The organism is Mycolicibacterium chubuense, assembly GCF_001044255.1.
Taxonomy (GTDB): Bacteria; Actinomycetota; Actinomycetes; order Mycobacteriales; family Mycobacteriaceae; genus Mycobacterium; species Mycobacterium chubuense.
Genome location: NZ_JYNX01000037.1, coordinates 1 through 15,274, shown reverse-complemented (window position 1 = coordinate 15,274; position 15,274 = coordinate 1). Strand labels below are relative to the sequence as shown.

General features: G+C 67.3%; 17 protein-coding genes and 5 pseudogenes. 8 read left to right on the top strand and 14 right to left on the bottom strand.

Going from position 1 to position 15,274, the window contains the following annotated elements:
* Positions 1 to 2 precede the first annotated feature (2 nt).
* The 3 genes and pseudogenes from MCHUDSM44219_RS14575 to MCHUDSM44219_RS14565 form a co-directional block, all read left to right on the top strand.
* Positions 3 to 878 carry an ABC transporter permease gene (locus tag MCHUDSM44219_RS14575; protein ID WP_048418974.1) on the top strand — a complete coding sequence of 292 codons (876 nt, stop codon included), beginning with the start codon at positions 3 to 5 and terminating at the stop codon, positions 876 to 878.
* Positions 875 to 1,239 (top strand): annotated as a pseudogene (locus tag MCHUDSM44219_RS14570) (ABC transporter permease); the annotation flags it as partial. The gene MCHUDSM44219_RS14575 and the pseudogene MCHUDSM44219_RS14570, both read left to right, overlap by 4 nt.
* Position 1,240: 1 nt before the next feature.
* Positions 1,241 to 1,857: ABC transporter permease (locus MCHUDSM44219_RS14565; RefSeq protein ID WP_048419099.1), on the top strand; the 617-nt coding region annotated here is incomplete at its 5' end.
* Between the two features lie 3 nt (positions 1,858 to 1,860).
* Here MCHUDSM44219_RS14565 and MCHUDSM44219_RS14560 read toward each other — a convergent pair.
* Together MCHUDSM44219_RS14560 and MCHUDSM44219_RS14555 are read right to left on the bottom strand one after the other, a co-directional pair.
* Positions 1,861 to 2,229, bottom strand: coding sequence for a hypothetical protein (locus MCHUDSM44219_RS14560; RefSeq protein WP_048418973.1), 369 nt, complete (start codon positions 2,227 to 2,229; stop codon positions 1,861 to 1,863).
* A gap of 28 nt (positions 2,230 to 2,257) precedes the next feature.
* On the bottom strand, positions 2,258 to 3,124 hold the full coding sequence (locus MCHUDSM44219_RS14555) for an EamA family transporter (RefSeq protein ID WP_082162209.1): 867 nt from the start codon (positions 3,122 to 3,124) through the stop codon (positions 2,258 to 2,260).
* 159 nt (positions 3,125 to 3,283) lie between these two features.
* Here MCHUDSM44219_RS14555 and MCHUDSM44219_RS14550 point away from each other — a divergent pair, with 159 nt between their 5' ends.
* Both MCHUDSM44219_RS14550 and MCHUDSM44219_RS14545 read left to right on the top strand, forming a co-directional pair.
* A complete protein-coding gene (locus MCHUDSM44219_RS14550) occupies positions 3,284 to 3,547 on the top strand; it encodes a DUF1918 domain-containing protein (RefSeq protein ID WP_048418971.1) in 264 nt (87 codons plus the stop codon).
* Between the two features lie 32 nt (positions 3,548 to 3,579).
* On the top strand, positions 3,580 to 4,392 hold the full coding sequence (locus tag MCHUDSM44219_RS14545) for a slipin family protein (protein WP_413783608.1): 813 nt from the start codon (positions 3,580 to 3,582) through the stop codon (positions 4,390 to 4,392).
* A 108-nt stretch (positions 4,393 to 4,500) separates the two neighbouring features.
* Here the strand turns inward: MCHUDSM44219_RS14545 and MCHUDSM44219_RS31040 are convergent.
* The 6 genes and pseudogenes from MCHUDSM44219_RS31040 to MCHUDSM44219_RS14520 all read right to left on the bottom strand — a co-directional run.
* Positions 4,501 to 4,669: pseudogene (locus tag MCHUDSM44219_RS31040) on the bottom strand (cytochrome P450); the annotation flags it as partial.
* Between the two features lies 1 nt (position 4,670).
* A pseudogene (locus MCHUDSM44219_RS31830) lies at positions 4,671 to 4,949 on the bottom strand (cytochrome P450); the annotation flags it as partial.
* A gap of 181 nt (positions 4,950 to 5,130) precedes the next feature.
* Positions 5,131 to 6,603 carry an aldehyde dehydrogenase family protein gene (locus MCHUDSM44219_RS14535; RefSeq protein WP_236695460.1) on the bottom strand — a complete coding sequence of 491 codons (1,473 nt, stop codon included), beginning with the start codon at positions 6,601 to 6,603 and terminating at the stop codon, positions 5,131 to 5,133.
* Positions 6,600 to 7,415 carry a carboxymuconolactone decarboxylase family protein gene (locus tag MCHUDSM44219_RS14530; protein ID WP_048419097.1) on the bottom strand — a complete coding sequence of 272 codons (816 nt, stop codon included), beginning with the start codon at positions 7,413 to 7,415 and terminating at the stop codon, positions 6,600 to 6,602. Before MCHUDSM44219_RS14530 ends, MCHUDSM44219_RS14535 begins: the two co-directional genes overlap by 4 nt.
* 25 nt (positions 7,416 to 7,440) lie before the next feature.
* Positions 7,441 to 8,244, bottom strand: coding sequence for a mycofactocin-coupled SDR family oxidoreductase (locus MCHUDSM44219_RS14525; RefSeq protein WP_048418969.1), 804 nt, complete (start codon positions 8,242 to 8,244; stop codon positions 7,441 to 7,443).
* Positions 8,241 to 9,071, bottom strand: a complete 831-nt coding sequence (locus MCHUDSM44219_RS14520; protein WP_048418968.1) for a mycofactocin-coupled SDR family oxidoreductase — start codon at positions 9,069 to 9,071, stop codon at positions 8,241 to 8,243. Before MCHUDSM44219_RS14520 ends, MCHUDSM44219_RS14525 begins: the two co-directional genes overlap by 4 nt.
* A 103-nt stretch (positions 9,072 to 9,174) precedes the next feature.
* Here MCHUDSM44219_RS14520 and MCHUDSM44219_RS14515 point away from each other — a divergent pair, with 103 nt between their 5' ends.
* Entirely contained in the window at positions 9,175 to 9,795 is a 621-nt protein-coding gene (locus MCHUDSM44219_RS14515) for a TetR/AcrR family transcriptional regulator (RefSeq protein ID WP_048418967.1), read from the top strand.
* 1 nt (position 9,796) lies between these two features.
* Here MCHUDSM44219_RS14515 and MCHUDSM44219_RS31025 read toward each other — a convergent pair.
* Both MCHUDSM44219_RS31025 and MCHUDSM44219_RS14510 read right to left on the bottom strand, forming a co-directional pair.
* Positions 9,797 to 10,216, bottom strand: a pseudogene (locus tag MCHUDSM44219_RS31025) (cytochrome P450); the annotation flags it as partial.
* Position 10,217: 1 nt separating this feature from the next.
* Positions 10,218 to 11,181 (bottom strand): annotated as a pseudogene (locus MCHUDSM44219_RS14510) (cytochrome P450); the annotation flags it as partial.
* Between the two features lie 58 nt (positions 11,182 to 11,239).
* Between MCHUDSM44219_RS14510 and MCHUDSM44219_RS14505 the strand changes: the two are divergent.
* Both MCHUDSM44219_RS14505 and MCHUDSM44219_RS14500 read left to right on the top strand, forming a co-directional pair.
* Positions 11,240 to 11,863, top strand: a complete 624-nt coding sequence (locus MCHUDSM44219_RS14505; protein WP_048418966.1) for a TetR/AcrR family transcriptional regulator — start codon at positions 11,240 to 11,242, stop codon at positions 11,861 to 11,863.
* An 84-nt stretch (positions 11,864 to 11,947) separates the two neighbouring features.
* Positions 11,948 to 12,787: a mycofactocin-coupled SDR family oxidoreductase gene (locus tag MCHUDSM44219_RS14500; protein ID WP_048418965.1), complete on the top strand. Its 840-nt coding sequence runs from the start codon at positions 11,948 to 11,950 to the stop codon at positions 12,785 to 12,787.
* Here MCHUDSM44219_RS14500 and MCHUDSM44219_RS14495 read toward each other — a convergent pair.
* From MCHUDSM44219_RS14495 to MCHUDSM44219_RS14480, 4 genes are all read right to left on the bottom strand, one after another.
* Entirely contained in the window at positions 12,780 to 13,280 is a 501-nt protein-coding gene (locus MCHUDSM44219_RS14495) for an FBP domain-containing protein (protein ID WP_048418964.1), read from the bottom strand. The two genes, MCHUDSM44219_RS14500 and MCHUDSM44219_RS14495, sit on opposite strands and share 8 nt — an antisense overlap.
* Before the next feature lie 202 nt (positions 13,281 to 13,482).
* Positions 13,483 to 14,295, bottom strand: a complete 813-nt coding sequence (locus MCHUDSM44219_RS14490; protein ID WP_048418963.1) for an enoyl-CoA hydratase/isomerase family protein — start codon at positions 14,293 to 14,295, stop codon at positions 13,483 to 13,485.
* Between the two features lie 33 nt (positions 14,296 to 14,328).
* Complete coding sequence (locus MCHUDSM44219_RS14485) at positions 14,329 to 14,799, bottom strand: ribose-5-phosphate isomerase (RefSeq protein ID WP_048418962.1); 471 nt, start codon at positions 14,797 to 14,799, stop codon at positions 14,329 to 14,331.
* Between the two features lie 6 nt (positions 14,800 to 14,805).
* On the bottom strand, positions 14,806 to 15,274 hold a 469-nt coding region (locus tag MCHUDSM44219_RS14480), incomplete at its 5' end, for a DAK2 domain-containing protein (RefSeq protein WP_048418961.1).

The window sequence follows — 15,274 nt, the reverse complement described above, 5'->3', positions numbered from 1 at the left end:
CGATGGCAGGTGTAGCCAGTAGCAGCAGGCAGCGGAGCAAGATCGCTCCGTACCTCATGGTGCTGCCCGCGCTCGTGTACCTCGCGGTGTTCTTCGTGGTCCCGTTCTTCTCGCTGGCGCGGACATCGCTGTCGAGCATGGGCGGGTCGGTGTTCATGCCGACCCTGCAGTTCGGTTGGAACTTCGGCAATTTCACCGACGCCTTCGTGCTCTACAAGGACCAGATCTTCCGGTCGTTCGGCTACGCCTTCGCCGCCACGATCCTGTGCCTGCTGCTGGCGTTCCCGCTGGCCTACGTGATCGCCTTCAAGGCGGGCAGGTACAAGAACCTGATCCTCGGGCTGGTGATCCTGCCGTTCTTCGTGACGTTCCTGATCCGCACCATTGCGTGGAAGACCATCCTCGCCGACGAGGGCTGGGTGGTCAGCGCACTGGGGTCGGTGGGGCTGCTGCCCAGTGAGGGCCGGTTGCTGTCGACGAGTTGGGCCGTGATCGGCGGCCTGACCTACAACTGGATCATCTTCATGATCCTGCCGCTGTACGTCAGCCTCGAGAAGATCGACCCGCGGCTGCTCGAAGCGTCCAAGGACCTCTACTCCACCGCCGGGCGCAGCTTCCGCAAGGTGATCCTGCCGCTGTCCATGCCCGGCGTGCTGGCGGGCAGCATGCTGGTGTTCATCCCGTCGGTCGGCGACTTCATCAACGCCGACTACCTCGGCAGCACGCAGACGACCATGATCGGCAACGTGATCCAGAAACAGTTCCTCGTCGTCAAGGACTACCCGGCAGCGGCGGCGTTGAGCCTCGGGCTGATGGTGCTAATCCTCGGCGGGGTGCTGCTGTATACGCGCGCCCTGGGGACGGAGGATCTGGTATGACGACCCAGGCAGGCGCGGCGGTAGCCACCGCGGCACAGCAGCCCCCCACCCCGAAAACGGTAAAGGCGCGCCGCAATTGGGGCGACGTGCTGCTGCGCGTCGTGGCCGGGCTGGTGCTTCTCTACCTGTTCCTGCCGATCTTCGTGATCATCCTGTTCTCGTTCAACAATCCGTCGGGCAAGTTCAACTACAGCTGGCAGGGCTTCACGCTCAACAACTGGGCCCACCCGTTCAAATACCCGCCGCTGACCGAGGCGCTCAAGCTCAGCCTGAACGTGGCCGCGGTGTCGACGGCCGTGGCGCTGGTTCTCGGCACGCTGGTCGCGATCGCACTGGTGCGACATTTCGCGCTGAGTGGCTCNACCCGCCGCTGACCGAGGCGCTCAAGCTCAGCCTGAACGTGGCCGCGGTGTCGACGGCCGTGGCGCTGGTTCTCGGCACGCTGGTCGCGATCGCACTGGTGCGGCAGCGCTGGCGCGGTCAGGGCGCGGTCGACACCTTCCTGGTGCTGCCGCTGACGGCACCCGAGGTGGTGATGGGCGCCGCGCTGCTGACCCTGTTCCTCGACCTCGGATGGGCGGCCGGCTATACCACGATCCTGCTGTCGCACATCGCTTTCGAGGTCAGCTTCATCGCGATGACCGTTCGTGCCAGGGTGCGTGGGTTCGACTGGACACTGGAGGACGCCTCGCTGGACCTGGGTGCGGGCCCGGCCCGCACCTTCTTCAAGGTGACCCTGCCGCTGATCGTACCCGGGATCATCGCCGCGGCGATGCTGTCGTTCGCGCTGTCGCTCGACGACTTCATCATCACCTACTTCGTCAGCGGATCGACCGTCACGTACCCGCTGTACGTGAACGCGGCGGTCAAGGCCGCGGTGCCACCACAGATCAACGTGCTGGCGACCGCGATCCTGTTGATCAGCCTGGCACTGCTGGCGGTCGGAACCCTGTACCGCCGCAAGCGGATCGAGGCCTGAGACTCAGTCGGCGCCGGAACCGGTGTCGAGGCGCACACGCACCGTCACGCGGCCACGGTCGTCTCGCTCGGCCACCGCGTGGCCGGTGCGGTCCGCACCGCCGAAGTCGGTCAGCGTCAGCGGTCCTCCGGCGCCGGTGAAATTGCGCCACCACGTCTTCTGGTCCGGCGCCATCACCCGGATCACGACGTCGTTGCCGGAACGCTGATAGTTCACCGGCGTCTCGAACGTCTGCTGCGAGCGCCTGCCCGTGTACCGGATCACCACCATGCTGCGCCGCACCAGCGGACCGAGCACCGGGGCGTGGATCAGACGCGCCGCTCCGGCATTGACGTAGCCCACCACGGGTGAGCCGAAGATTCCTCTGCCCATGGGTGTCAGGTTAGTGCCGGCGATCGGCTCAGCCCACTTCCAGCGGGATGGGTTTGGCGCGGGCGCCGGTGCGGGCCGCTCCGACCCCGGCCGCGACCACGAACGCGATGCCGAACACGCCGAGCGGCCCGGGCACCTGGTGCAGGATCAGCAGCCCGAGAAGCATCGCCAGCGCCGGCTCGAGACTCATCAGGGTGCCGAAGGCGGCGGCGGTGAGCCGGCGCAGCGCCAGAAGTTCCAACGCGAACGGCACCACGGGCAGCAGGATCGCCAAGCCGACGCCGATGAGCAGGATCTGCGGGGTCATCCGGTCGATGACGACCGGGCCGACGACCGCGGTGGCGACGAGACCGGCCACCGGCATGGAGACCGCGAGTCCGGCGATGCCGGAGACCTGGTCCCCCACCTTCTGGGTGAGCAGGATGTAGCCGCCCCAGCACACCGCCGCGCCGAGCGCATAGCCCACGCCGACGAGATCGACATTGCCGCTCCACGGCTGGGTCAGCAGCAGCACCCCGACGCCCGCCAGGCCGGGCCAGAGCCAACGGCCGCGGCCGTGCCCGCGGGCGACGGCGACCGACAGCGGTCCGAGGAACTCCAGCGCGCTGGCCGTGCCGAGCGGGATGCGGCTCAGCGCGGCCATGAACAGCAAAGTGATCGCCGCGGTGACCACACCGAGCAGCACGCACATCAGAAAAGACCGGCGGGTGAACGCCGTTCGTCTCGGCCGGACCAGCAGGAGCAGCAGCACCCCGGCCCACGCGAGGCGCAGCCACGCCACTCCCTCGACGCCGATGTCGTCGATCAGCGTGACCGCGATCGCCAGCCCGAGTTGCACGCACACCATGGATCCGACCGCCATCAAGGCGCCGGTGCGTGCCCGATCTGATGTCACTCCTGCATTCAACGGGACAGCGACCGTTGCGGTCCACGTGATTTCGGCGGACATACCGTTCGGTGATCGCGAACGGTCGATGAAGTGACTTTCGACTCTGACGCCGGGGCGCCCGGGGCGCGCACGATCACAGCCTGCGGGACCGAAAGGAGCCGGGCGATGAAGGCTCACACAGGTGACTGGTTGGTGCTCAAGGGGACCCACGTCGATCAGGCCGATCAGCGTGGACTGATCACGGAGGTGCACGGCGCCGACGGTGCGCCGCCCTACGTGGTGCGGTGGCTCGCCACCGACCACGTCGCCACGGTGATCCCCGGCCCCGACGCAGTCGTCGTCACGGCCGCCGAGCAGGAAGCCGCCGACGAGAAAGCGCGGTCGAGATTCGCCCGCACCCCGGTCCCGCACCACGCGCGGACAGACTGAGCGCGCCGGACATGGCCGCCAACGTCACGACCGTGATCGTCGTCGTGGTCCTCGCCGCGGCACTGTTGCTACTGGCCGCGGCCGTCCGGGTGGTGAAGCAATACGAGCGGGGTGTGCACTTTCGGCTGGGCAGGGTCATCGGCGTACGCGAACCCGGACTCCGGCTGATCATCCCCGTGATCGACCGACTTCTGCGGGTCTCCCTACGCATCGTCACTTTGCCGGTTCAGTCGCAGGGGATCATCACGCGCGACAACGTCAGCGTCGACATCGCGGCAGTGGCCTACTTCCGGGTGGTCGACGCGCGAAAATCGGTCGTCGTCATCGAAAACGTGGCCGCCGCGATCGATCAGATCGCTCAGACGACACTGCGCAACGTCGTGGGCCAACATTCTCTCGACGAGACGCTCTCGGAGACCTCGGTCATCAACGCCAGCATCCGCCGGATCCTCGACACCACCACCCTGGAATGGGGTGTCGAAGTCACCCTGGTGGAACTCAAGGACATCCGACTTCCCGACACGATGAAGCGCGCGATGGCCCGCGAAGCCGAGGCTGAACGCGAGAAGCGGGCGAAGATCATTGCCGCAGAGGGCGAAGCACGGGCAGCCGCCGCCCTCGGCGATGCCTCCGACACGATGATGGCCCACCCCTTGGCGCTTCAGCTGCGCAACCTGCAGACCCTCCTCGAACTCGGCGTGGAGAAGAACACCACGGTGATCTTCCCCGCACCGCTGATGACCGCGATCAACGAAGTAGCCGCCTTCCTGGCACGCGAATCTGCGGCCACCGCGTCCGCTCAGTTCGTGGAAAGCACCATCCCCGCAAAGCTTTCCGTCTCGTAGCATGCGGGCGACACCGTGAGTGGACCCAATCAGGACGACGCGGCGTGAATTCGGTGCACAGGTTCTTAAGGCCGCGCAGCAGGAACGTCGATCCGGATGCATAGCGGCGATTCCGCGGCCGAACGCTATGTGCTCGCGCACGTTCCTGCGGTCCAGATGAAACTCGCGGGGCTGCTCGAACTTGCGCAGGTCCCGATTCGCCGCGCCGAGGCACAGCATCACCACGGTGCCGGCCCGGATCGGCACCCCGCCCAGCGAGGTGGTCCGCCGAGCCAGCNGAACTTGCGCAGGTCCCGATTCGCCGCGCCGAGGCACAGCATCACCACGGTGCCGGCCCGGATCGGCACCCCGCCCAGCGAGGTGGTCCGCCGAGCCAGCCGGAAGTCGACCTTGGTGGGGCTCTCCATCCGCAGGGTCTCCTCCAGGAACGGCGCGATCAGATCGCGGTCGGAGCGCAGCAGCGCCTGCAGGTCCGGCCGCACGACCTCGAGCAGTGCGGGCGTCGATCCGTCGAGATAGGTGGCCTCGCCCAGGCCACTCAGCACGTCGTCCGCGGGCGCGGTAAGCGTCGCGACGCCGCCCAACAGACGGGGCAGGGCCAAGTACCTTATACAGTCGGGCAGCACCCGCGACGTACCTGTGCCACTGCGGATTTCGCGTCCACGGCGAGTATTCGGAGGGGGGTCCGCAGCGCGATCGTCAGACCGATCCCGCTCGCTGGCCGTTGTGCGTCTGCCGTCAGCCCAGACCGATCCGGACGTTCTTGATCCGCATGAATTCATACATGCCGTCGACTCCGCCGGTCCGGCCGAAGCCGCTCTGCTTGTAGCCTCCATAGGGTCCTTGGGGGGCGATGTCACTGAACGTGTTGATCCACACCGATCCCGCCTCGAGCGACTGAGCCACTCTGTGCGCACGGTGCAGGTCACGCGTCTGGATGAAGGCGTTCAACCCGTAGACGGAGTCGTTGGCGATGCGGACCGCCTCGCTGTCGTCGCCGAACCTGATCACCGAGACGACCGGCCCGAACGTCTCCAGCTGAGCCAGCGACGACGAGTTGTCGGTGTTACCGAACACCGTTGGTTCCAGGTAGTAGCCCTGTGCGAGCTCACCTCCGAGGCGTCGGCCACCGGTGAGCAGCTCACCGGCGCTCGTGCGCACCGCCTCGTCGATGACACCGAGGATGCGCTCGACTGCGGGCTGGCTGATCACCGGACCGAGGGTGACGGCCGGATCCGTCGGATCACCGATCCTGGCCGAGTTCACGACTGCGAGAAACTCCTCGACGAAGTCGTCATAGACCGACGCGTGGACCAGGATCCGACTCGCGCATGCGCAACTCTGACCTGCCTGCATCAGTGGACCCTGGTGCGCCGAGAGTGACGCGGCACGGTCCAGGTCTGCGTCGGCGAAGACGATGCTCGCGGACTTCCCGCCGAGTTCGGCGACGACCGGGGTGAGATTGTCGGCGGCTGCCTTGATCACCGTGCGCGCTGTGGCACCACCGCCGGTGAAGTGGATCTTGCCGACCCCGGGGTGGCGCACCAGCGCGTCACCGCCTTCGGCAGCGGACGGAACGACGTTCACCAATCCCGGCGGTAACCCGGCGAGCAGACACAACTCCCCGAACCGGAGCGCGGCAAGCGGTGCCAGCTCGGATGGCTTGAACACCACCGCATTCCCTGCGGCCAGGGCAGGAGCCACACAAGATCCCGCCACGGCCAGCGAGCCGTTCCACGGAGCGATGACGCCGACCACGCCGTAGGGTTCGCGTTCCACGAGGTTCATGTCGAACGACCCGTTGACGGGCGTGCTGGCGCCGTGGGGCTTGTCAACGTATCCGGCGAAGTGCCGAAGAAAGCGTTCCAGCAGCAGCGCAGTGCCGGCGAACGATATCGGGACGGCATAGTCGGCGACGTTGAGTGCGGCCAGTTCATCGCGGTGCTCGCCGATAACGTCCGCCAGATCGATGAGCCGATCCCGCCGGACATCGACGGTGAGTGCCATCCACTGCCGCTGGGCCTCCCGCGCACAGCCGACGGCGCGGTCCATCTCGGCGGCGCCGGCCAAGGTCACGGTGGCGTTGACCTGACCGGTGGCCGGGTAGATGTGCCGATGGACAGTCCCTGAGTCGGCGGTGATCCGGTCCCCGCCCACCAGGGGACCGACCGGTTCACCGACCGACCACGGCAAACCCGACGATGTCTTCACGCGCCGTCCGCCCGTTTCTCCGCATCCCACTCTGCCAGCACGCGCCGCTTCTGGCTGCCGATCACGTCGTTGAGGTGCGCCGCCTTCGGCCAGCCGTAATACGCCGCGAAATGCAGTGCAAGCTCGTCCATTTCGTCGAAAGAGAGATCGCGACTCTTCAATGCGGCATAGACGTGACTGAGAATGGGATAGGGCGCGTCCTGGAAGGCGACACAGGCGACCGTCACCAGACGCCGTTGTCTCATACCCAGCCCCGGCCGCAGCCACATCTCCCCGAACACGAAATTGAGGATGCCCGCGCCCTGATAGGGATTGTCGCGGGCCGGCGCGTACGGCAGGCAGTTGATGTCTTTGAACGACTGCTCGCCCACCGACAGTCGCGCCTCGGGATCGCTGGGGGTGGACAACGGCAGGAGCGAGGCCGGCGGCGGGACCGGACGGCCCCTCTCACCGTTTATGCGCTCCCACTGCTCGTCGACCACCATGTTGAAGCGCGACGCCTTCGGCCAGCCGCCGTAAACTGCGAAATGCAGAACGGTTTCTTGCATCTCGACGATCGACACGTCGCCGCTGTTGAGGGCGGCGTACACGTGGTCGCGCAGCGGCACTTCGGCATCGGCGGCGGCAACGCACGCCAGCGTCACGAATCGGCGATCCCGCCGGGTCAGCACCGGCCGCTGCCACACCTCGGCGTAGACGAAGTCGAGCATGCTGCTCGTAGCCGGTGAGGCGTCCCGAGGCGCCGGGAAGGTCATCACCTCGGCGAAGGCTCGGCGGCCACGCTCGAGCCGGTCGAAATCGAGGATCGTCATGGTCACTTCCTTCGTTGGCACGGATTCACCGGAGGGTGACACCCGCGTCGACCTTGAATTCGAGTCCGGTCACGTAACGCGATTCGTCGGAGACGAGAAACAGCACCGCATTGCTGATGTCGAGGGCTTCAGCCATCACAATCGGCATGGCGTTGAGGAAGATCGGAGCCAGATCGGGCCGTTGCTCGGCCAGCAATGTGTGCAGCGAGTCCGGGCGCATCCCGGTTTCCACACCCGTCGGATGTACGGTGTTGACCCGGATGCCGACCGCCGCGAGTTCATTCGCCAATGCTCTGCTCATCCCGACGACACCGTGCTTGGATGCGGTGTACGGCGTGTGCAGTGGGGTGCCCTTGATGCCGGCCGCTGAACTGATGTTGACGAGGCTGCCGCCGTTGTCGACCAGGTGCGGCAGCGCGGCGGCGCACGTGTTCCACGCACCGATCAGATTGACGTCCACCACGGTGCGCCACTGCTCGGGTGTGGTGGTGTCCCAGGTCCCCGCCGTCAGCACTCCGGCATTTGCCACCGAAGCGTCCAAACCGCCGAGCTCAGCGACTCCCGAATCGACGGCTGCCGACAACGCCGCGGCATCGCGGACGTCTACGACATACGTGAGGGCACGGCGTCCGTGCTTCTCCACGAGGCGTGCAGTGTCGAAGAGATCCTCGGGGGTGGCCAGTGGGTACTCCACTTCGGGCAGTGAAGCGCAGATGTCCACCAGGATCAGATCGGCACCCTGCCGCGCCAGGAGCTCGGCGTGACTGCGGCCCATTCCGCGTGCGGCGCCGGTGATCAGGACGCGTTTTCCGGTGACGCGGCCGCTCATAACTTGTTGCAGAATCCGGCGTCGACCGGGAATGCGACCCCTGTGACGAATCTGGCGGCGTCGGAAACCAGGTAGGCGATTGCGGCGCTGATGTCCCCGGGCTCCAGCAGTTCCACCGGCATCGGGTTCTGCAGATGCGGGCCGCCTTCTGGATATTGTTCCAGGAACGCCGTCATCGCGGGGTTCACTGCCATCGTCGTGTTGACTGCGGTCGGATGAACAGTGTTGACCCGGATACTGTAGGGCGCAAGGGCATTGGACAATGTGCGCATCAACCCCACGATGCCGTGCTTGGATGCCGCGTACCCCAGGCCGCCGCCACGCATGCCGCCGAAGCCGCGGAGTCCGGCGGTGGAGCTGGTGAACACCATTGCGCCGCCGCGCCCTCCGGCAATCAGATGAGGAATCGCGGCCTTCGCGGTGTGAAACGACCCGACGAGATTGACATCGATGGCGGCGGTCCACATGGCGAGGTCCTCTTCGAGGCTGACTTCGCAGAACGCCGTGGGCGCGATACCGGCATTGGCACAGACGATGTCGAGACGACCGAACGTCTCGACTCCTGCATCCACAGCGGATTTCACGGCGCCGAAGTCACGCACATCGGCGACCGAGCCGGCCATTGTGCCGCCCGCCGCTTCCACCAGGGCAACCGTCTCGTCGAGGTCCGCCTCGGTGGCCATCGGGTACCCGTTCGCCGGGATATCGGCACAGATGTCCACCCCGATGACGTGGGCGCCCTCGGCCGCCAACCTCACCGCATGGCTGCGGCCCTGTCCCCGTGCCACCCCGGTGATGAAGGCGACTCTGCCCTCCAGAGAACCCATCCGTCCTCGCTTTCGTCGCGTCAGCCACAGCAGGGCCTGAACCGAGTAACCGCGTTACAGGGGTACGGTAACCTCGTTACTCACAAAGGGCAAGGTGCGCAGAATGATCAAGACTCCCGGACATGGCAGCGAACACGGCGATGTCGATGACCGGGTGCTCGGCGTAGTCGTGGGCATCCTCGAGAACGAGGGCTACGACGCTGTTGCGCTGCGAGAGGTGGCCCGCCGCGCGCGGACCTCCCTGGCGACGATCTACAAGCGATACCCGACGCGCGAGGACCTGATCCTCGCTGCCTTGCAGTCGTGGCTGGACAAGAACCGTTATGCGGGCGTCAAGCCTCGCGCCCGCGCACAGGGACAGTCGCTGCACGAGGCGCTGATGGATCTCTTCCGGATCATCTTCGAACCATGGGAGCAACACCCTGGCATGTTGACCGCCTACTTCAGGGCGCGATCCTCGCCCCGCGGGCAGCAGTTGCTGCGCCGCGGCCTCGATATCGTCGCGCCGGCCGGGTTGGAGTCGATGGCCGGGGTGTCCGAGACCTTCATCGCCGATTTCGACGCGATCATCTCCAGCGTGGTCTACGGGCTGTTGGGCCGCTTTGTCGCTGGCGAGATCGCCAGCACCGACATCCTCCCCATTCTCGATCGCACCGTGTACTGGCTCACCCAGGGTTTTGAGGCCACCCGCGACAACGGCAGGCATGGCGGCTCGACACCCTGAATCAGGATGGCCCCGTGTTGAATTCGATGTGGAGCGCCTTGAGGCCGCGCAGCAGGAACGTGGACTCGTAGGCATAGTGGCGATGCCCCGGCCCACCGTGCTCGGTCGCATCGATGCCGAGCTCGGTGGTGCGGTCGAGCAGGCGTGCAACGGTGACACGCCCCTCGACGCGCGCCAATGGTGCACCGGCGCAGGTGTGGATTCCGCGGCCGAACGCTATGTGCTCGCGCACGTTCCTGCGGTCGAGGCGGAACTCGTGGGGCTGCTCGAACTTGCGCGGGTCCCGATTCGCCGCGCCGAGGCACAGCATCACCACGGTGCCGGCCCGGATCGGCACCCCGCCCAGCGAGGTGGTCCGCCGAGCCAGCCGGAAGTCGACCTTGGTGGGGCTCTCCATCCGCAGGGTCTCCTCCAGGAACGGNCGGCCCGGATCGGCACCCCGCCCAGCGAGGTGGTCCGCCGAGCCAGCCGGAAGTCGACCTTGGTGGGGCTCTCCATCCGCAGGGTCTCCTCCAGGAACGGTGCGATCAGATCGCGGTCGGACCGCAGCAGCGCCTGCAGGTCCGGCCGGTCGCCCAGGATCCGGACGGCCGCACTCAGCAGCTTGGTCACCGTCTCCTGGCCGGCGGCGAACAGGAAGGTGGCCGGCCGCACGACCTCGAGCAGCGTGGGTGTCGATCCGTCGGGATAGGTGGCCTCGGCCAGGCCGCTCAGGACGTCCTCGCGGGGGGTTCTCCGCCGGTCGGCGATGTAGCCGCTGAACAGTTCGTCGAGGTACTGCAGCGGATTGCTGCCCACCGGCTCGTGATCCAACGCGCCCACCCGGGACCCCGGCGCATTGCCCGCCCCGAGGTTGCGGCGGATCTGCGGACGATCCTGCTCGGGCACGCCGAGGAGATCGGCGATGGCCAACGTGGCGAACGGTTTGGCGTACTCGGCGAGGAACTCGCAGCGGCCGTTGACGATGAATTCGTCGAGCTGCCGGTCGGCAAGCCGCCAGATGTAGTCCTCGTTCTCCTTCAGCCGGCGCGGGGTCAGCAGCCGGCCGAGCAGTGAGCGTGCCCTGCCGTGCTCCGGCGGATCCATCACCACCATGTGCTCGAAGATCGGGAATTCGTGGCGGTGTGCGTCGATCTGCTCACCGATGTCGTCCCCGGACGGCGTGAACGGCAATGGCGGGAAGGGGCCGCCGATCGCATTGACCGCCGAGAAGCTCTCGACATCTTTGAAGGCCGCCTGGACTTCGGCGTAGCCGGTGACCGCGACGACACCGTAGTGGGGCTCGTGGAACACCGGCCCGCGGCTGCGCACCTGATCCCAGTAGTCGTAGGGGTCCTGCGCCACGGCGGCGTCGGAGAAGTAGTCCCGCTCGGCGAGATCGCTCATGGGGTGGTCAGACCTTTCCCATTGTTCTGATCGATCGATCAAACTGTTAGGATGCGCCATGCCTACCACGCGGCCATCACGCCGGTCAAGCACTCAGACGCGGACCTCCTCCGACGGCGGCGCCCGCGTCCGGTTGATCGAGGCGACCGCGAAGGTCATGCGGGACGAGGGGTACGCCGCGGCGACATCGCGGCGGGTCGCCGCCGAGGCCGGCGTCAAGCAGGCTCTGGTGTATTACTACTTCCCCACCATGGACGACCTTTTCGTCGAAGTACTGCGCACCGGTGCCGAAGTCTCACTCGAGCGCATGCGCGCCGCGCTCACCGACGACGATCCGCTGCGCACGCTATGGATCATCAACAGCGACACCCGGCTCAGCGCATTGAGCACCGAGTTCATGGCGCTGGCCAACCACCGCAAGGCCATTCGCACGGAACTCAAGACCTACGCCGAGCGGGTGCGGGACATCGAGGCGGCCGCGGTGACCGTGGCACTGCGCACGCGCGGCATCGATCTCGATGAGTATCCGCCCGTGGCGATTTCGATGCTGATCGCCCAGACCGCGCGCAGCATCTGCAACGAAGAGGCGGTCGGGGTCAGCGCGGGTCATGAACAGATGCGGGCGCTGGTCGAGCGCCACCTCGACCGATTGGCCGCCGCGTCGGCACCGTCCAACCCTTGACAAGGACACCCCCTCCTGCCACTCTGCTGATCGATCGACAAATTTCTACATCGGCGCGCCGGCGTCGGGAGATCGGGGTGTCACGTGGCTGGTCGGGTCGAGGGCAAGGTCGCATTCATCACCGGCGCGGCCCGGGGTCAGGGACGCAGCCATGCGGTCCGGCTCGCAGAGGAGGGTGCCGACATCATCGCCGTCGACGTGTGCGGCCCGGTCAGCGACAACAGTCAGATCGAACCGGCTACCCCGGACGACCTCGCCCAGACCGCGGATCTGGTCAAGGGTCGCAACCGGCGCATCGTGACGGCCGAGGTCGACGTGCGCGACTACCAGGCGTTGGCGGAGGCCGTCGACAACGGCGTGGAGCAGCTGGGCCGGCTCGACATCGTGGTCGCCAACGCCGGAATCGGCAACGGCGGCCAGACGCTGGACAAGACCAGCGAGGCAGACTGGACGGACATGATCGACGTCAATCTGGCAGGGGTCTGGAAGTCGGTGAAAGCCGCTGTCCCCCATCTCATCTCCGGCGGTACAGGCGGTTCGATCGTTCTCACCAGCTCGGTCGGCGGGCTCAAGGCCTATCCGCACACCGGGCACTACATCGCCGCCAAGCACGGGGTCATCGGTCTGATGCGCACCTTCGCCGTCGAACTCGGCCAGCACTTCATCCGGGTGAACGCGGTGTGCCCGACCAACGTCAACACTCCGATGTTCATGAACGACGGGACGATGAAGCTGTTCCGGCCCGACCTGGAGAACCCCGGCCCCGACGACCTGAAGGTCGCCGCGCAATTCATGCACGTGCTGCCCGTCGGCTGGGTGGAACCGGTCGACATCAGCAACGCGGTGCTGTTCCTGGCCTCCGACGAAGCCCGCTACATCACCGGCCTGCCGGTGACGGTGGATGCCGGCAGCATGCTCAAATAGGGCTCTCCGTGCCGAGCACCTTGTCCACGAAGGCGTGCACCGTGCGCTGCAACTCCTCGACCCGCTGTGCCCGTATCGCTTCCAGGTCGGTGCCGCGGTGATAGGCGGGCGGCAGCTGCCGGACATTGCGGGAGCATCCGAAATTCGCGCAGATCAACGTGCCGACGGTGTCTCCCTTCCGGCCTGCCGCACCGCCGCGGCGCACCGCGTAGAGCACCGCCTCGTCAGCGAGGTTCACATCGTTGCACCACGTGCACATGGCTCGTCCCCGCGGCGTGCGCGCGGCGCGGTTCAGCAGCAGCGCCACCGGTCCGTCAGGCCGGTCGACCACGAGGTAGGCCCGGCGCGGGATCTTGGGATCGGCCCAGCCGTAGTACTCCAATCTGCTGAAGTCGACGTCGTCGAAGTCCGCGGCGAAGGTGACCTTCTTGACCTCACTGCGGGTGGCGCCGTGGAAGGCGCCGAGAATCTGCGTACGGGTGTGGGAGTCCATGGGGTGAAGCCATCCTGAACAGGGACGCACCGCGGTGCGTCCGGGTGAGTGAGGGTATGACGGCGCCGCCGGCCCAGGGGGTCGGCGACGGGGCGCGGTCATCTGATGTCGGCGCGGGCGCCGACGACCTCCTCGACTCGGATGTTCACAGCGTCCACCATAGCGAGCGTGGCCGCGCTCGGCGAGGCCATTTCCTATCTCCTCAGAAAGCGTTGTCCGGCAACGGTTTCCATTCTCGCGACACCGACGCGCTCCAGTGCGGTACACGCCGCTCGAGGAATGCGGCCACACCTTCGCGGGCGTCGGCGCCGCCCATCACCCGCTTGTGCAACTCCGTCTCCAGCATCGCGACCTGACGCGCGCTGTAGCCCTCGGTCATCGTGTCCCACAGCAGGCGCTTGGTCAACGCCGCCGACATCGGGGCGACGTTGACGGCGATGTCTCGCGCGATCGCCATCGCGGCGTCGAGCACCTCTTCCGCGGGCAGCGCACGCGTCGCGACGCCCATCGTCACCGCCTCCCGGCCGTCGAACGTCCGGCCGGTCAGCAGGAGGTCGGCGGCGACCGCGGCACCCACCAGCCGGGGCAGGGTCCAGTGCGCCATGCAGTCCGGCAGCACGCCGCGACGGACCTGTGCCACCGCGTATTTCGCGTCGGCGGCGACGATCCGGATGTCGGTCTGCAACGCGATCGTCAACCCGATCCCGATCGCGTGGCCGTTGACGGCGGCGATCACCGGGGTGCGCAACTCGAAGGCCGCCGGGTCGATCGGGGACGCGGTGAACGTGTCGCCGGGCGCGCCGAACGGCTCACCGTCGGAGACGTCGGCACCGGCACAGAACGCATCGCGCGCGCCGGTCAGCACGATCGCGCGCACCGCGTCGTCGTCGTCGCAACGCCGGTAGGCCTCGTTGAGCAGCGCACCCATCGGCGGGGTGTAGGCGTTGCGCCGGTGCGGCCGGTTCAGCGTCACCAGTGCGACCCCGTCGTTGACGGAGACGACGACGTCGGTCATGCCGGCGAATCTACCGCCGGCGTTCCTCGAAGCTCAGCCGTTCGCCGGCGTGGACTCGTAGGAGCAGATGGCGTCGACCTTGCCTGCGGACGCGCTCTGCGGGTCGAAATCGTAGCCGAGCCACTCGCGGGCGAGCCGGCGGGCCAATTCGAGCCCGACGACGCGCTGTCCGAAGCACAGCACCTGAGCGTTGTTCGACAGCACCGACCGCTCCACGGAGAAGCTGTCGTGCGCGGTGACCGCGCGGATACCGGGAACCTTGTTGGCGCTGATGGCCACTCCGAGCCCGGTGCCGCAGACCAGCAGTGCGCGGTCGGCCTTGCCTTCGGCGATCATGCGTGCCGCCGCGACGGCGACGTGCGGATAGGCGGTGTTCTCGTCGGCGGTCACGCCGACGTCCGTGACCTCGGCCACCCGATCGTCGCCGAGGAGATCACTCTTGAGCGCTTCCTTGTACTCGAACCCGGCGTCGTCGGAGCCGACGACGATGCGCAGACCTGCCATGGCGGATCACTCCCCTTTCGTGGTTGTCGGGGTGGACGTGAACGTGTCGGCGACCGTGCGCAGGCACATCGCCAGCGAGGTGGCCCCGGCGTCGGGGGTCCCGACGCTGCGCTCGGCGAGCGGACGCGCCCGGCCCACCTTGGGCCGCATCTCGGCAGTGGCCGCCGCGGCCTCGGCGGCGACATCGGCCGCCGCCCGCCACGCGTCCTGCCACGACGCGCCGTCGGCCACTCGGCGCTCGAGATCGTCGACGAAGGGCAACAGCGCGTCGAGCATGGTCTTGTCACCCGGGGCTGCACCGCCGAGAGACACCAACGCGTCGTAGCCGTCCCGCATTCCGGCCGCCACGGTCCGGTCGTCGGGGCGGCCGGTGTCACCGACGCGCGCACCGAGCGCCGCCAGCAGCGCGCCCCACAGCACGCCGGAGGTGCCGCCCGCCTTGGCCGCCCAGTCCTTGCCCGCCTCGGCGAGCACC

Bases quoted from the DNA above. Each gene is read 5' to 3' on its own strand.
- MCHUDSM44219_RS14490 (WP_048418963.1), bottom strand. From the start codon at position 14,295: ATGACCGACGTCGTCGTCTCCGTCAACGACGGGGTCGCACTGGTGACG.
- MCHUDSM44219_RS14485 (WP_048418962.1), bottom strand. From the start codon at position 14,799: ATGGCAGGTCTGCGCATCGTCGTCGGCTCCGACGACGCCGGGTTCGAG.
- MCHUDSM44219_RS14505 (WP_048418966.1), top strand. From the start codon at position 11,240: ATGCCTACCACGCGGCCATCACGCCGGTCAAGCACTCAGACGCGGACC.
- MCHUDSM44219_RS14515 (WP_048418967.1), top strand. From the start codon at position 9,175: ATGATCAAGACTCCCGGACATGGCAGCGAACACGGCGATGTCGATGAC.
- MCHUDSM44219_RS14495 (WP_048418964.1), bottom strand. From the start codon at position 13,280: ATGGACTCCCACACCCGTACGCAGATTCTCGGCGCCTTCCACGGCGCC.
- MCHUDSM44219_RS14530 (WP_048419097.1), bottom strand. From the start codon at position 7,415: ATGACGATCCTCGATTTCGACCGGCTCGAGCGTGGCCGCCGAGCCTTC.
- MCHUDSM44219_RS14575 (WP_048418974.1), top strand. From the start codon at position 3: ATGGCAGGTGTAGCCAGTAGCAGCAGGCAGCGGAGCAAGATCGCTCCG.
- MCHUDSM44219_RS14520 (WP_048418968.1), bottom strand. From the start codon at position 9,071: ATGGGTTCTCTGGAGGGCAGAGTCGCCTTCATCACCGGGGTGGCACGG.
- MCHUDSM44219_RS14550 (WP_048418971.1), top strand. From the start codon at position 3,284: ATGAAGGCTCACACAGGTGACTGGTTGGTGCTCAAGGGGACCCACGTC.
- MCHUDSM44219_RS14525 (WP_048418969.1), bottom strand. From the start codon at position 8,244: ATGAGCGGCCGCGTCACCGGAAAACGCGTCCTGATCACCGGCGCCGCA.
- MCHUDSM44219_RS14560 (WP_048418973.1), bottom strand. From the start codon at position 2,229: ATGGGCAGAGGAATCTTCGGCTCACCCGTGGTGGGCTACGTCAATGCC.